17 protein-coding genes are annotated in these 14,401 nt (G+C 42.0%); 15 read left to right on the top strand and 2 right to left on the bottom strand.

The window, feature by feature from the left end; translation table 11 throughout:
- Positions 1 to 62: 62 nt before the first annotated feature.
- Entirely contained in the window at positions 63 to 446 is a 384-nt protein-coding gene (locus RSX31_RS07605; protein ID WP_113970477.1) for a rhodanese-like domain-containing protein, read from the bottom strand.
- Positions 447 to 658: 212 nt separating this feature from the next.
- Here RSX31_RS07605 and RSX31_RS07600 point away from each other — a divergent pair, with 212 nt between their 5' ends.
- The 3 genes from RSX31_RS07600 (at position 659) to RSX31_RS07590 (ending at position 5,406) form a co-directional block, all read left to right on the top strand.
- Positions 659 to 1,495 (top strand): lipoate--protein ligase family protein, encoded by an 837-nt coding sequence (locus RSX31_RS07600; protein WP_315634154.1) that lies wholly within the window; start codon positions 659 to 661, stop codon positions 1,493 to 1,495.
- 351 nt (positions 1,496 to 1,846) lie between these two features.
- Entirely contained in the window at positions 1,847 to 4,417 is a 2,571-nt protein-coding gene (locus tag RSX31_RS07595; protein ID WP_148995649.1) for a vitamin B12-dependent ribonucleotide reductase, read from the top strand.
- A 107-nt stretch (positions 4,418 to 4,524) separates the two neighbouring features.
- Complete coding sequence (locus RSX31_RS07590; RefSeq protein ID WP_315634151.1) at positions 4,525 to 5,406, top strand: patatin-like phospholipase family protein; 882 nt, start codon at positions 4,525 to 4,527, stop codon at positions 5,404 to 5,406.
- Between the two features lie 16 nt (positions 5,407 to 5,422).
- Here the strand turns inward: RSX31_RS07590 and RSX31_RS07585 are convergent, their stop codons facing one another.
- A complete protein-coding gene (locus tag RSX31_RS07585) occupies positions 5,423 to 5,785 on the bottom strand; it encodes an SA1362 family protein (RefSeq protein WP_262371890.1) in 363 nt (120 codons plus the stop codon).
- Positions 5,786 to 6,068: 283 nt separating this feature from the next.
- Between RSX31_RS07585 and RSX31_RS07580 the strand changes: the two genes are divergently transcribed.
- From RSX31_RS07580 to RSX31_RS07525, 12 genes are all read left to right on the top strand, one after another.
- Positions 6,069 to 6,638: a YqhR family membrane protein gene (locus tag RSX31_RS07580; protein WP_315634149.1), complete on the top strand. Its 570-nt coding sequence runs from the start codon at positions 6,069 to 6,071 to the stop codon at positions 6,636 to 6,638.
- Between the two features lie 94 nt (positions 6,639 to 6,732).
- The gene (gene aroQ, locus RSX31_RS07575; RefSeq protein WP_148969593.1) at positions 6,733 to 7,191 is read left to right on the top strand and encodes a type II 3-dehydroquinate dehydratase; all 459 of its coding nucleotides are present in this window, start codon (positions 6,733 to 6,735) and stop codon (positions 7,189 to 7,191) included.
- The gene (locus RSX31_RS07570; protein WP_315634148.1) at positions 7,178 to 8,245 is read left to right on the top strand and encodes a M24 family metallopeptidase; all 1,068 of its coding nucleotides are present in this window, start codon (positions 7,178 to 7,180) and stop codon (positions 8,243 to 8,245) included. Before aroQ ends, RSX31_RS07570 begins: the two co-directional genes overlap by 14 nt.
- A gap of 40 nt (positions 8,246 to 8,285) precedes the next feature.
- Complete coding sequence (efp, locus tag RSX31_RS07565; RefSeq protein ID WP_148995647.1) at positions 8,286 to 8,843, top strand: elongation factor P; 558 nt, start codon at positions 8,286 to 8,288, stop codon at positions 8,841 to 8,843.
- Between the two features lie 327 nt (positions 8,844 to 9,170).
- The gene (gene spoIIIAA, locus RSX31_RS07560; RefSeq protein WP_148969591.1) at positions 9,171 to 10,094 is read left to right on the top strand and encodes a stage III sporulation protein AA; all 924 of its coding nucleotides are present in this window, start codon (positions 9,171 to 9,173) and stop codon (positions 10,092 to 10,094) included.
- Complete coding sequence (gene spoIIIAB / locus RSX31_RS07555; protein ID WP_148969590.1) at positions 10,095 to 10,610, top strand: stage III sporulation protein SpoIIIAB; 516 nt, start codon at positions 10,095 to 10,097, stop codon at positions 10,608 to 10,610.
- Positions 10,611 to 10,688: 78 nt separating this feature from the next.
- On the top strand, positions 10,689 to 10,895 hold the full coding sequence (gene spoIIIAC, locus RSX31_RS07550) for a stage III sporulation protein AC (protein ID WP_034758004.1): 207 nt from the start codon (positions 10,689 to 10,691) through the stop codon (positions 10,893 to 10,895).
- A gap of 14 nt (positions 10,896 to 10,909) precedes the next feature.
- On the top strand, positions 10,910 to 11,302 hold the full coding sequence (gene spoIIIAD, locus RSX31_RS07545; RefSeq protein ID WP_172655798.1) for a stage III sporulation protein AD: 393 nt from the start codon (positions 10,910 to 10,912) through the stop codon (positions 11,300 to 11,302).
- A gap of 34 nt (positions 11,303 to 11,336) precedes the next feature.
- Complete coding sequence (gene spoIIIAE, locus RSX31_RS07540) at positions 11,337 to 12,527, top strand: stage III sporulation protein AE (protein WP_315634199.1); 1,191 nt, start codon at positions 11,337 to 11,339, stop codon at positions 12,525 to 12,527.
- A gap of 18 nt (positions 12,528 to 12,545) precedes the next feature.
- The gene (spoIIIAF, locus tag RSX31_RS07535) at positions 12,546 to 13,163 is read left to right on the top strand and encodes a stage III sporulation protein AF (protein WP_315634142.1); all 618 of its coding nucleotides are present in this window, start codon (positions 12,546 to 12,548) and stop codon (positions 13,161 to 13,163) included.
- Positions 13,160 to 13,813 carry a stage III sporulation protein AG gene (spoIIIAG, locus tag RSX31_RS07530; protein ID WP_148969587.1) on the top strand — a complete coding sequence of 218 codons (654 nt, stop codon included), beginning with the start codon at positions 13,160 to 13,162 and terminating at the stop codon, positions 13,811 to 13,813. The genes spoIIIAF and spoIIIAG overlap by 4 nt, the downstream gene beginning before the upstream one ends.
- A gap of 14 nt (positions 13,814 to 13,827) precedes the next feature.
- Positions 13,828 to 14,376 (top strand): SpoIIIAH-like family protein, encoded by a 549-nt coding sequence (locus RSX31_RS07525; protein WP_044340042.1) that lies wholly within the window; start codon positions 13,828 to 13,830, stop codon positions 14,374 to 14,376.
- Positions 14,377 to 14,401 lie beyond the last annotated feature (25 nt).

Here is a 14,401-nt window from a genome sequence, read left to right as displayed (position 1 = left end):
GGAGCCCAGCCCACTACTTCCACCAATCAAAAAAAGGATCACCCAAAGGCAATCCTTTCACATTATTTTTTATGCTTTACTTTACCTGTCCACTTTTTAAAGCCGCCCTGCAATTGGTGAAGATCTCGGTACCCTTTGCGGTGAAGCATTTGAGCTGCTCTTCCGCTGCGGAGTCCGCTTTGGCAATAAAGGTAAACGGGCTGATCGGCACGGATTTCCTTTTGTCTCATTTTAATTTGAGAGAGGGGGATATTTCGTGCGCCAAGTACGTGACCGTTATCAAATTCATTCGCTTCACGAACATCTATCAACTGAGCTTTCCGATATCCTGCTCTAAATTCTTCTTCAGTCAAAGTATTCACAATTCTCTTTTGATAGAAGAACGTAAAGAGTGAATAAACAATGATTCCACCAAGTACGACTAAAAGAATATATAATCCTTCCATCATTCATGCTCCTTTCTACAAATGCGCTAACTTCTATTATATTCATGAAAGCCTCGAGAATCAAAACAAATTTATTATTTTACAGCAAACACTTTCCAATCTGTTTTTCTTTGTTTTTTCTTTTGAATTTGATAGACTAGTAACGGACTTAAATGAAGTTGATTTTTTACATAACAAAATAATAAAGAGAAGACGTAAATGAGGTATGTTGCATGAAAAAAGAAACATGGAGATTCATTGACTCAGGGAATTGTTCTCCTTCTTTTAATATGGCACTTGATGAGGCGCTATTGGATTGGCATAGCGAGGGGAAGATTCCTCCCACGATCAGGTTTTACGGCTGGGATCCCGCAACGCTCTCGATTGGATACTTTCAAAAGGTAGAAAAGGAAATCAATCTTGATGCAGTGAAAGAGCACGGACTTGGCTTTGTCAGAAGACCGACGGGAGGCAGAGGGGTTCTTCATGAGCATGAATTGACGTACAGTGTCATTGTTTCCGAGGAACACCCGGAGATGCCTAAAACGGTTACGGAAGCATATCGAGTGATTTCTGAAGGGATCTTAAAAGGATTTCAAGGACTTGGACTCGAAGCCTACTTTGCTGTTCCGAAAACAGCAGAAGAGCGGGAAGGATTAAAAAATCCACGTTCGGCTGTTTGTTTTGATGCGCCAAGCTGGTACGAGTTAGTCGTTGAAGGCAGAAAAGTGGCTGGAAGTGCCCAGACCCGGCAGAAAGGCGTCATCCTTCAACACGGTTCCATACTATTGGATCTTGACGAGGATAAGCTGTTCAGCCTGTTTAAGTATCCATCGGACCGGGTAAAAGAGCGTATGCAGCGGGCATTTAAAAGCAAGGCCGTCGCGATGAACGAAATCAGTTCTGAAACGATTACCATGGATATGGCGAAGGAAGCGTTCAAAAAAGGTTTTGAAGAAGGATTGAATATCCACCTGGAACCGTATGAACTTTCTGAAGAGGAAACACAATATGTTGTGGACCTTGCCGGGACCCGGTACGAATCAGATGACTGGAATTTTAAGCGATAAAAATTTTTTTGTAGAAAAAAAGCGATGCTTGTCGCTTTTTTCCTATTTTACCAACTATTACGCGACTTGGATTTATATCAAGTTCTAAATTAATAGAAATGGTGGGAGTATTATATGATTTTCTATTATTTCCTCCTGTTTTCTATTTTTATTGGCTTATTAACCGTTTGACAAACAAATGACCTATTGACCTGAAACACAATATGTGGTGTGTCGAATAATTTTTAACACACTATATGTTGTGTTTATTTATTGCTTTTCTATTAGAGCTATGATATCGTATTACTTGATATTAGACATCAAAGTAATCAACATACAAATGAAAGATTTGAGATAGAAGGAGTTGTCTTTATGACTGTTGCGTCGAAAAACACAATGAAATTAAACATCGAAAGATTAAATCAGGATATCGGATTATTTCCTCAAGTACATCCCATAACCCCAGATATGAATACTACACACAAAGGTGTATCCCGTCTTGTCATGATTGATCGCTATTCTTTCAAAGACACGGAAAAGATCACTCTTTCTGAAGGGGATTTCGTGGTCCTCACCATCAAAGAAGATCCTAAATTCCCTGCAAGAGGATTAGGTTACATTTCGAGCATCGACTGGGAAACAAAGAAAGCAGATGTTTGGATCGAAGAAGAGTACAGAAGTGCCATCGACAAGCCGGAAGAAATGGAAACCGGTATCGTCTCAAGAACACTTGATGTAATCGAGAAGCCACTGGAAGTCTACTATGAACAAATTGCGAAGCGTAACGCAACAGGCTTGGCAGAAGTGGAAGAAACTCCTGAAAAGAGACAAGTTTGGTTTGAAAAGTTCTATCATGAATTAGTGAATTTGCATTTTGTCCCTGCTGGCCGGGTGCTTTACGGAGCGGGTGCCGGAACGGACGTAACGTATTTTAACTGCTACGTGATGCCTTTCGTACAGGATTCTCGTGAAGGAATTTCGGAACATCGCAAGCAGGTGATGGAGATCATGAGCCGAGGCGGGGGTGTAGGAACGAACGGTTCAACTCTTCGTCCGCGAAATACTCTGGCCAAAGGCGTGAACGGTAAATCCTCCGGGTCGGTTTCCTGGCTGGATGACATCGCTAAATTGACTCACTTGGTTGAGCAGGGCGGATCAAGACGTGGAGCACAAATGATCATGCTTTCAGATTGGCATCCCGATATTATCGAATTCATCATATCCAAAATGCAAAACCCGCGTATTCTGCGTTATCTTCTTGAAAATACAGAAGATGAAACCATTAAAAAAGCAGCACAGGATAAATTGAAATTCACACCTCTGACAGAACAAGAGGAAGCGATGTATCAAGGAATCCTTAATTATAGACAAATCCCTGGCTACGGTGGATTTGATGCGAAAATCCTTAAGAATGCAGAAGAAAAGCTCCGTACAGGCGGAACGTACAGCGTCCATAATTCAGAATTCCTGACAGGTGCGAATATCTCGGTTTGCCTGACAAGCGACTTTATGGAAGCCGTTGAAAACGATCGTGAATATGAACTGCGCTTCCCTGATGTGGAAACTTATAATGAAGAGCAAATGAAATACTATAATGAAGAATGGCACAACGTTGGTGATGTCCGTGAGTGGGAAAAGCTTGGCTACAAAGTGCGTACTTACCGTAAGATCAAGGCGAAAGAGCTTTGGAATCTTATCAACGTTTGTGCAACTTACTCAGCGGAACCCGGAATCTTCTTCATTGATAACGCGAATGACATGACGAATGCGAAGGCATATGGTCAAAAGGTAGTTGCTACGAACCCGTGTGGTGAACAGCCTCTTGCTCCATATTCCGTGTGTAACCTGGCAGCTGTCAACCTTGCTCAGTTTGCCAATAAAGAGACGAAAACCGTGGATTTTGAAAAATTGAAGCGTACCGTTGAAGTGGGTGTGCGCATGCAGGACAATGTCATCGATGCGACTCCGTACTTCCTTGAAGAAAACAAAAAGCAGGCACTTGGTGAGCGCCGTGTTGGTCTTGGGGTAATGGGTCTTGCAGATTTGTTGATCTACTGTGAAAAAGAATATGGTTCTGAAGAAGGCAACAGACTTGTGGATGAAGTATTTGAAGTAATCGCAACAACCGCTTATCGTGCATCCGTTGAATTATCCAAGGAAAAGGGAAGTTTCCCATTCCTTACAGGAAGTACCGACGAAGAAACGAAAGCTTTACGTAAAGCGTTTGTGGAAACAGGTTTTATGAAGAAAATGCCTGAGGATGTTCGGGAAGACATTCAACAGTTCGGGATCCGAAACTCTCATCTATTGACCGTTGCCCCAACAGGCTCAACAGGTACGATGGTTGGAGTATCTACTGGTCTTGAACCTTATTTCTCCTTCACATATTACAGAAGTGGACGTCTTGGTAAGTTCATTGAAGTGAAAGCGGATATTGTAGAGGATTACTTGAAGAGAAATCCAGATGCAGATGCTGACAATCTTCCAGAATGGTTTGTTTCTTCCATGAGCCTGGCGCCACAAGCACATGCCGATGTCCAATGTGTGATTCAGAATTGGATCGACAGCTCAATTTCAAAAACGGTTAATGCCCCTCGTGGTTATACGGTCGAGCAAGTAGAAAAAGTGTATGAGCGACTGTATAAAGGTGGAGCAAAAGGTGGAACCGTCTACGTTGACGGAAGCCGTGATTCACAGGTTCTTACCCTTAAGGCAGAAGAAAACAGCTTTGATGACGAGGACGAACAGGAACAAAAAGACATTCCTACATCGAAAAAGCCGATCGTATTACTTGATACGATTCAGGACGTACGTTCAACTGACGTGACCATTGGTTCTGAAGTCGGGAATACGTGTCCAGTCTGCCGTAAAGGGACGGTAAAAGATATGGGTGGCTGTAATACTTGTACAAACTGCGGGGCCCAGCTGAAATGCGGTCTATAATAAATGAAGAAAAATAGGAGGGGACTTGTTCCCTTCCTATTTTTTTATTCTAAAACCCTTCATTGTGAATTAAAGATGTAGTAATAGACATTGAAGGAGTGAGGCCTTTGGACATCGATGGTGTTTTTTCAGGTGGAGGCATAAAGGGGCTCGCGTTGATTGGGGCATATCAAGCATTAGAGGAGAAGGGCTACAAATTTAAAAGGCTCGCAGGAACAAGTGCCGGAGCGGTGATTGCAGCATTTATTGCGGCCGGTTATTCGAGCAGGGAGCTCCTCAAAATCATGGATGATATTGAAATTAGTGAATTGCTGGACTCAAACGCAATCATCTCTCTCCCTATTATAAAATGGTTTCGGGTTTACTATCGTTTAGGTTTATATAAAGGAGTGGCGCTTGAAAGCTGGGTAGAAGAGAAGCTGAAAGCAAGAGGGATTTATACGTTTGCCGATTTACCACCCCAGTCTCTCCGGGTCATCGCTTCGGATTTATCGAATGGCAGATTATTGGTTCTTCCAGATGATCTAGAGAAGTACGGCATAGCGAAAGAAACCTTTCCTGTGGCCAGGGCGATACGAATGAGTGCGAGTCTCCCTTACTTCTTTGAACCTGTAAAGCTGCGTTCTTTAGAAGGAATAAGTTTCATGGTGGATGGTGGGGTGCTCAGTAACTTTCCAATGTGGCTGTTCGATCGGGAAAATGTGAAAAAGGTAAGACCGGTCATCGGGGTGAAGTTGAGTCACGATCTAGTCGGAAAGCCAAAAAAACAAATCAAAAATGCGATTGATATGTATGAAGCACTCTTTACTACGATGAAAGATGCACATGATTCAAGATACATTTCCAGAAAACTTGAAAAAAACATCATCTTTATTCCGACTGAAGGTGTGCTCACAACCGAATTCGGATTAACACCGGAAAAAAGAGCAGAACTCATTCAATACGGAAAATCAAAAGCGGAAGCATTTCTACAAAAATGGCCGTATTAATAAAACAATCGAGCTCCTAAAATGAGGCTCGATTGTTTTTCTTATTCTTTTTTCCTTCAATTACGGTAAGGTTGGCATTGGATTTCTTTCGTATCGAACGTTTCTTTGAGGCGTTTGATACTTGAGGCTTACTTGGAGATTTTTTCTTATGCCGCCTCTTTGATTGTTTGGCTGCTTTAAGAAACGCTCTCTGTTCATTACTATTACCAGCCCGCCTTCCGCTGAACCATCTTCGGTAAATGAAGTAGATAATTCCAATCACAGCTGCAGTAACAAGTAATTGTTTCACTAGCCCCAAAGGATTTCCGATTAGGGAAGTTAAGAGCCCTACAATAGCTAACAATATTAATGTGATAACAAAGATATTACGAGCGTTCAACAAAGCCACCTCCTTACAATTCAATCCATTATACATATCTATACTATTATTCTAGACAATTTCCTTGTTATTTAACCATATTAGTTATCGATTTTCTGTAAATATTACTGAGGCTATTTTTCTGAAACTTGGAAAGATATTATCTATTTTACTAAAAAATGATTCAAAGGACTAGAGATAGAATTTTAACATCCATATTTCCTCATCATCCACAAATGAAAAATAAGTAAAACCATGCAAATGTTTAAATCAATGGGACATACTACGAATGGAGGTGTTACAGATGGCTGAACAAAAGGGACAACATGAAAAGATTCAGGATGGAACAGAAGAAAGCAAGGAGAATCCACGTTTAGAGCAGAATCAGGGTGAAAAACCACTATCCTTCATGTCCATGGTCGTAGTTACAGGCTTTATAGGTGGGATGTTATGGAGTTCAATTGCCTACATTTGTTACTTTTTTTCGTTTACGAAAATCGAGCCGAATATTATTTTTGAGCCGTGGGCGGTTGGTGACTGGGTGGACAAATGGATTGGTATCGTTCTTTCCATTGTGGCGTATGGAGTGATTTCTATAGGTGTGGCCCTCATTTATTATGGTGTATTACGAAGATTCAAGTCTATGTGGGTAGGGGTTGCCTACGGTGTAGCGTTATACTTAGCGTTCTTTTTACTGCTCAATCCGCTCTTCCCGAGCATTGAATCCTTTACTTCCATTGATTATCACACTTTGATCACAACCTTCTGTCTGTATATTTTATATGGCGTATTTATCGGCTATTCGATTTCTTATGAAGAAAATGAATTGAGACATCAGAATGAGAAAGAAAAATCAGGGGAAGTTTCACACTAACAAATCCTCATTATCAGACAATTATGTAGGTATAGGTATAAGGTTTGTGTTAGAATGTTCATGATGAACATTCTATTTTTTTAGGGGTTTACATATGATGAAAATCTTGCTTTTAAATGGTCCTAACCTAAATAGGCTCGGAAAACGTGAACCCGATATTTATGGGCACGTCACCTTGCCGCAACTTGAGGGGAAGCTTGTGAAACAAGCAGAAGATGAAGGCTTTCAACTCGTTTCAGCTCAATCGAACCATGAAGGGGAACTGATTGATTACATACACAAGGCAGAGGATGAAGGGTATGGGGGAATCATCCTGAATCCCGGTGCTTTCACACATTACAGCTATGCGATAAGAGATGCAGTGGCTTCGGTTTCAGTACCGGTAGTGGAAGTGCATATATCTAACATACATGCCCGTGAAGCGTTTAGGCATCAATCTGTCGTGGCCGCTGAAACGATTGGTCAGATCGTCGGCTTGGGACTGTTTGGTTACGAGTTGGCTTTACAGGCGATCATAAAGAACATTAAGGGAGTGGAATATGATGAAAATTGAACGATTAAGAGAGACTTTTTCAGAAAACGAACTTGACGGGATCTTACTTACAAGTACCTACAACCGTCGGTACATGACAAACTTTACGGGGTCATCAGGAGTTGTTCTGATTTCTAAAGAGAAAGCGTTATTCATAACAGATTTCCGCTACATCGAGCAAGCAACCGAACAGGCTGCCGATTTTGAAATCGTCCAGCACACTGGGCCCATCCATGAGGAAGTAGCGAAACAAGTGAAAAACCTGGGGATTGATAAATTGGGCTTCGAAAAGAACTACATGACTTATAGTGCGTATGATAGCTATCGTGAAGTGTTGGAATCAGAACTAGTACCGGTATCAGGGCTGGTAGAAAAGTTACGCTTGATTAAGACACCTGAAGAGCTTAAGATAATTAAGGATGCGGCGGATATTGCCGATGCAGCATTTAAGCATATATTAGATTTTATTAAACCGGGTGTGACAGAGTTAGAAGTTTCCAATGAATTAGAATTCTTCATGAGAAAAGCGGGAGCGACATCTTCATCTTTTGATATCATCGTTGCTTCAGGTAATCGTTCTGCACTTCCTCATGGGGTTGCCAGTGATAAAGTCATTGAAAAAGGTGATTTTGTAACGTTGGATTATGGTGCATACTATAAAGGATATTGCTCCGATATGACACGTACCTTATCTGTAGGAGAACCAAGTGAGAAATTGAAAGAAATCTATGACGTCGTTCTACAATCACAGCTTCTCGCTATGGAAAAAATCAAGCCTGGTATGACAGGTAAAGAAGCGGATGCTATTTCACGTGACTACATAACAGAGAAGGGTTATGGAGAGTATTTCGGACATTCATTGGGACACGGAATCGGACTTGAAGTCCATGAGGGACCAGGATTGTCCTCCCGTTCCGATGTGATACTGGAGCCTGGGATGATCGTAACGGTTGAACCGGGAGTCTATGTACCAGGTGTTGGCGGTGTTCGTATTGAAGATGATACACTCATAACAGAAGATTCCAATGAAACACTGACACATTCCACAAAAGATCTAATCATTCTACCATTGTAGCCCTAAAGACAGGTCTACTAGACAATAGGAGGAAATAAATATGATTTCAGTAAATGATTTTCGTACAGGTTTGACAATTGAAGTCGACAACGGGATTTGGCGAGTAATCGACTTCCAACATGTTAAACCGGGTAAAGGGGCAGCATTCGTCCGCTCCAAGCTTCGTAACCTGCGCACAGGTGCCATCCAGGAAAAAACGTTCCGTGCAGGAGAAAAAGTAGGAAAAGCTCAAATCGATAATCGTAAAATGCAATACTTGTATGCTAATGGTGACATGCATGTATTCATGGACAATGAGAGTTACGATCAAATCGAACTTCCTGCTTCTTCCATCGAATATGAATTGAAATACCTGAAAGAAAACATGGAAGTGCACATCATGATGTACGGTGGAGAAACTCTTGGAGTAGAGCTTCCAAACTCAGTTGAATTGAAAGTAACTGAAACAGAACCGGGCATCAAAGGCGACACGGCTTCCGGTGGTTCAAAGCCTGCAACAGTGGAAACAGGATTAGTGGTTAACGTACCGTTCTTCGTCAACGAAGGAGATACATTGATCATTAATACAACGGACGGATCTTACGTGTCACGTGGATAAATAATGTGTAAAGCCTGAACGGGAGTACTCCCGTTCAGGTTTTTTTTATTGGACGATGGGGTCTTTGTCGCGTTTTGTATTGGTTTATCTTCCATATTTTCATTTTATCAGCCTTTTTCAAATTTTATCTGCCAAAATTTTGATATATCTGCCATTGGTTAAAATTCGACATCCATTCCCCTTCATCCCCCGCGCTCCAAACCAAATCTCCCAACTCTACTGTCATAATCTCATTCCACTAGAATACATTGTATTATCGGGAAGCATGTACGAAGGTTCGTTATGTCTTCATACAACCGAAGTGGAACAAGATTAGGAGGTACCTATATGCAAGAAGTTCTAGCCTTACTACCCAGCACTATTTCTGACAAAGTCCTGACCCTTCCACAAGATCTTATTGACCGAATTGAAGAAATTAGGGTTCGTACCAACCGTGTGTTGGAGGTCACGGCCAGGGGGAAGCCATATTTTCTCTCTTATACCGTTACCGAGGAAGATAGCGAACAGCTCATTAACAAACTATCCCGTCATTCATTTTATACATTGGAAGAAGAACTGAAGAGAGGATATATCACGATTGAAGGCGGACATCGGGTCGGTCTTGCTGGAAAAGTCATTCTAGAGGGCGGTGTGGTGAAAGGAATTCGGAATCTGTCTTCCTTTAACATCAGGATTGCGAGACAAAAGCTTGGCATAGCTCAATCAATTTTTCCATATGTTTATGCGAGTGGCTGGAAGCATACGATGATTATCGGCTCGCCTCAGACAGGTAAGACGACATTGCTTAGAGATCTTGCACGCATGATTTCGACGGGCATCCCTGAAAAAAATATCCCCCCTTTCAAAGTAGGGATTGTCGATGAAAGGTCTGAAATTGCCGGCTGTGTAAACGGAATTCCTCAACTTATGTTTGGACCGAGAGTGGACGTGCTGGATGCATGTCCGAAGGCTGAAGGGATGATGATGCTGATCCGCTCGATGAGTCCCGACGTCCTGATTGTGGATGAGATTGGCCGTGTGGAAGATGGTCAAGCTATCCAGGAAGCCGTCAATGCCGGTATTACCCTTGTGATGACGACTCATGGATCTACATTTAGTGAAGTTGCGAAAAGACCAGTTATCAAGGACATTGTGAGTCTCCAAACCATTGAGCGGTTTGTTGAACTAAGGAGAGGGGATGAGCCTGGTAAGGTTCATGAAGTGTGGAATGAACACGGTCAATCTCTTCTGAAAAAAGTGAGTGTGACATAAATGATTAAACTAATCGGTGCTGTTTTCATCCTGCTTTCTACTTCCTGGGCTGGTTTCGAAGCGTCTAAATATTTAACGGAAAGACCGCGGCAGCTTCGGTTGTTGAAGGTGGCCCTCCAGTCATTGGAAGCAGAAATCACCTACAGTCATACCCCATTGCATGAAGCGACCAGAAAGATTTCCAAGCAGCTGCAAAAACCTGTTTCATGGTTCTTTGAAACGTTTTCAAAGAAATTAACGGAGCAGGAGATTTCAGTGAAGAAAGCGTGGGAAGAAAGCCTGAATGATATATGGAAATTAACGGCTTTTAAAACAGGTGAGTACGAGATCCTGAAACAATTTGGAGAAAACCTGGGCAAACATGACATGATGACCCAGCAGAAACATATACAGTTAGCGTTAAAACATCTCGAAAGAGAAGAATCAGAGGCGATAGAAAAGCAGAGAAAATATGAAAAGATGACGAAGAGCTTGGGTTTTTTGTCAGGTTTATTATTGATCATCCTATTACTTTAACGATGCATAAAGGTCAATACTTTTAAACATGCCAATCGCTTGCGAGAACAGCTTTTAGAAACCGGGAGGGAAATGAATATGGGAATTGATGTGGATATTATTTTCAAGATCGCAGGGGTGGGGATAGTAGTGGCCTTTTTGCATACAATTTTAGATCAGGTCGGGAAGAAAGAATATGCACAGTGGGTTACATTGTTTGGGTTCATCTATATCCTGTTCATGGTGGCCTCGATTGTCGATGATCTGTTCCAGAAGATTAAATCGGTCTTCTTATATCAAGGTTAGAGGGGGCGTCCGCGATTGAAATCATTCAAATTGTTGGCATAGCACTGGTTGCGACCTTTCTGGCTTTGATTGTGAAAGAGCAGAAACCGAATTTTGCTTTTTTGCTTATTGTGTTTGTAGGTTGTTCGATCTTTTTATTTCTGATTGATCAAATTTACTCCATCATTCATATGATCGAGAAGCTTGCTGCGAATGCAAATGTGAATATGGTGTATGTAGAAACCATTCTCAAAATTATCGGCATCGCCTACATAGCGGAATTCGCTTCTCACATTACAAAGGATGCCGGACAAGGCGCTCTTGCGGCGAAAGTGGAGCTTGCAGGTAAAATCTTGATTTTAGCAATGGCGGTACCTATTCTGACAGTGATTATCGAAACGATTATCAACATGATCCCAACTGGATAAGCGAAACGTTAAGAGGTGGAAAAAATTGTTGCAAATATATCGAATACTCGTCATAGCACTCGTGATTTTTTTCGTAGGAGCCTCCAGTGGACAAGCTGAAGAAGGGGAGGAACAGAGTCCGCCCGATTCGACGATTCAACAGCAGATGATCAATCAGCAGTTAGATCAATTAGGAATTGAAGAGTTAAAAGGATTCTGGAACAGTATCGTGGATCAATACGGTGGCTATCTTCCCGAAAGCCAAAAGGGGAGTTTGGTTGATTTTATCAAAGGGGAAAAAGAGTTTTCTTTTAAGGCATGGTTTAGTGGAATCTTCAAGTTCGCCTTCCAGGAGCTTGTGATGAATGGGAAGCTATTAGGAACACTGATTATGCTAACGATTTTCAGTATGTTCCTTCAATCCCTGCAGAATGCATTTGAAGGAGGGAGTGTCAGCAAGGTTGCATACAGCATTGTGTTCATGGTCCTGATCATCATCGCCCTTAATAGTTTTCACGTGGCGATTGATTACACCAGGGATGCCATCTCCACCATGATCCACTTCATCATTGCCCTCATACCCCTGATGTTAGCCCTTATTGCAGCTTCCGGGGGAGTTGTATCCGCAGCATTTTTTCATCCTGTGATTATCTTTTTAATGAACACAAGCGGTTTGCTGATCCAAAATGTCGTGCTGCCCCTGTTATTTCTGGCGGCGTTATTAAGTATTGTAAGTACACTTTCCACTCATTATAAAGTGACGCAGCTGGCCCAGTTATTGCGAACATGGAGCATCGGGTTATTAGGAGCCTTTATGACCGTTTTCCTTGGTGTTATATCCGTGCAGGGAGCCACGGCAGCGGTGACAGATGGGATTACGATTCGAACAGCCAAATTTGTTACAGGAAATTTTGTCCCTGTGATCGGAAGGATGTTCACGGATGCGACGGATACAGTGATCAGCGCTTCCGTTCTTTTAAAGAACACGGTGGGAATCGCTGGTGTGGCCATTGTTCTGATCATTGCAGCTTTTCCCGCAATCAAGATCCTCATGATTGCGTTTATTTATAAATTAGCAGCGGCTCTCCTGCAACCACTCGGGGGCGGACCCGTGATCGAATGTCTCGATATCATTGCCAAAAGTGTGATTTATGTCTTTGCGGCCCTTGCCATTGTGTCCTTTATGTTCTTTTTGAGTCTTACCGTCATCATTGCGGCAGGAAATATCACAATGATGATGCGATAAAGAGGAAGGAGTACCGTCATGTCATTTCTCACCGATTGGATTACAAATATTATAATTTTTGTTCTCTTAGCCACCGTCATTGACATGCTTCTTCCCAGTTCCAACATGCAAAAATATGCGAAAATCGTGACTGGCTTATTGTTGATCACCATTATCCTTACACCTTTGTTTAAATTAATGGCCACCGACTTTGATACGGTGATGGAGTCAATTGATATAAATGGAGATTCTCAGAATAATTCAGTAGAAAATTTAATAGAAATGAAGAAAAAAGAAATACAAGCCTCACAACGTGCATATATTTTAGAACAGATGGCTGTCCAAATGAAACAACAAGCTGAAAAGGAGATGATGGATGAACACGGTAAGGTCATTGAAAGGGTTGAAGTTAAAGCAGATGATTTGGAGAATGTCCCGGATAGTATCACAGAAGTGACAGTGGTAGTTAAAGAAAAACAGGAAAACACTACGATTGAAACTGTTCAACACGTGGAGATCGATACGGGAGCTGAGCCGAGAAAGAAAACGCCTGAAGAAAGTACGTCCCAAATGGCCTCCTTACTTGCCGAGCAATGGAATCTTACACCAGACAAAATAATCATTACAGTTGAAGGGGGGGACTGGGGAAGCAGATGAACTTTAATAAAGGTCCGCTTAACGCATTGAAGGAATGGCTGTCAAAGGAGAATGCGAATTCACCGCCAAAGGATAAAAAAGGGTATAAGTTTCAATACTTTCTCATTGTGCTATTGATAGGTGTCGCCTTTATGCTGATCAGTAATCTTTGGAGCGGGGATAGCAGCATGGAAGTATCTAATTCAGTAGACCAAGAAGCTCCTGAAGAGGTCGCAACATTCGGCTCAAGCCATAAGGAATCGGATGGCTCCATGAGAGGGTACGAAGATCAATACGAAAACCAACTGAAAGAAGCCCTGGATCAGATTGTCGGGGTGAGTGAAGTGCATGTTGTTGTCAATGTAGAGGCAACAGAGTCAAAAGTGTATGAAAAGAATGAATCCACACAGTCACAAACAACCTCTGAAGAAGATAAGCAAGGTGGAAAACGATCGATAGAAGATAAATCACAAGAGGAAGAAATGGTCATCGTCAGGGATGGAGAGAAAGAAGTTCCCATTGTGAAAGAAACTAAAAAACCTAAAGTCAGCGGTGTCCTTGTTGTAGCAAAAGGGGCCGATAATATACAAATCAAAAAATGGATCATAGAAGCTGTTACCCGTGGATTAGACGTACCAAGTCACAGGGTTTCGGTTCTGCCCAAAAAATAAGGGGGAAATGATAGATGTTACTTAAAAAACAAACAGTTTGGTTATTAACGATGTTGAGTCTTGTGATCGTGCTTTCAGTTTATTACATTACTTCTCCAACACAGCAAGTGACAGATATGGCATATGAGGAAAAGGACGGAAAGGAGCAAGCGAAAGAAGATGGGAAGGAAACCATGTCTGACATGGAAGTCGTAACAGACGCAGCTGGAAATGAAATGTTCGAAGCTTTAAGAATTGAAGTGTTGGATCAACGCGAACAGCTTCGCGAAGAACTGGAAGCGAAAGTAGCGAACGCCGATGTATCAGCAGAGGAAAAAAGCGCTGCCTATGAGGAGATGGAGAACTTAAGAGAGTTGGCCATGACAGAATCAGTATTGGAAACAATGATTAAAACAATGGGTTATGAGGATGCGTTGGTCAGAGCTAACGGTGAGAATATCCGTATTACAGTGAAATCCGACAAGGAGCACTCAACAGCCGATGCGAATGAAATCATCCGCCTCGTGATGAGTGAAGTTGGGCAGATGAAACCGGTAGCAGTAGAATTCCAGCCAACAAATTAATGTGTAAAACACGAATGCCGCCGAA

Origin of the sequence: Rossellomorea yichunensis (assembly GCF_032337515.1) — a bacterium.
Lineage (GTDB): Bacteria > Bacillota > Bacilli > Bacillales > Bacillaceae_B > Rossellomorea > Rossellomorea yichunensis.
Note: the sequence above shows the minus strand (reverse complement) of the source record. Positions and strands in the feature narration are given on the sequence as shown.

What these genes read in the sequence shown, in the direction of transcription:
- efp (WP_148995647.1), top strand. Translation starts at nt 8,286, where the DNA reads ATGATTTCAGTAAATGATTTTCGTACAGGTTTGACAATTGAAGTCGAC.
- spoIIIAG (WP_148969587.1), top strand. Translation starts at nt 13,160, where the DNA reads ATGAACTTTAATAAAGGTCCGCTTAACGCATTGAAGGAATGGCTGTCA.
- RSX31_RS07525 (WP_044340042.1), top strand. Translation starts at nt 13,828, where the DNA reads ATGTTACTTAAAAAACAAACAGTTTGGTTATTAACGATGTTGAGTCTT.
- RSX31_RS07600 (WP_315634154.1), top strand. Translation starts at nt 659, where the DNA reads ATGAAAAAAGAAACATGGAGATTCATTGACTCAGGGAATTGTTCTCCT.
- spoIIIAC (WP_034758004.1), top strand. Translation starts at nt 10,689, where the DNA reads ATGGGAATTGATGTGGATATTATTTTCAAGATCGCAGGGGTGGGGATA.
- RSX31_RS07580 (WP_315634149.1), top strand. Translation starts at nt 6,069, where the DNA reads ATGGCTGAACAAAAGGGACAACATGAAAAGATTCAGGATGGAACAGAA.
- spoIIIAB (WP_148969590.1), top strand. Translation starts at nt 10,095, where the DNA reads ATGATTAAACTAATCGGTGCTGTTTTCATCCTGCTTTCTACTTCCTGG.
- RSX31_RS07570 (WP_315634148.1), top strand. Translation starts at nt 7,178, where the DNA reads ATGATGAAAATTGAACGATTAAGAGAGACTTTTTCAGAAAACGAACTT.
- RSX31_RS07595 (WP_148995649.1), top strand. Translation starts at nt 1,847, where the DNA reads ATGACTGTTGCGTCGAAAAACACAATGAAATTAAACATCGAAAGATTA.
- spoIIIAA (WP_148969591.1), top strand. Translation starts at nt 9,171, where the DNA reads ATGCAAGAAGTTCTAGCCTTACTACCCAGCACTATTTCTGACAAAGTC.
- RSX31_RS07605 (WP_113970477.1), bottom strand. Translation starts at nt 446, where the DNA reads ATGGAAGGATTATATATTCTTTTAGTCGTACTTGGTGGAATCATTGTT.
- spoIIIAF (WP_315634142.1), top strand. Translation starts at nt 12,546, where the DNA reads ATGTCATTTCTCACCGATTGGATTACAAATATTATAATTTTTGTTCTC.
- aroQ (WP_148969593.1), top strand. Translation starts at nt 6,733, where the DNA reads ATGATGAAAATCTTGCTTTTAAATGGTCCTAACCTAAATAGGCTCGGA.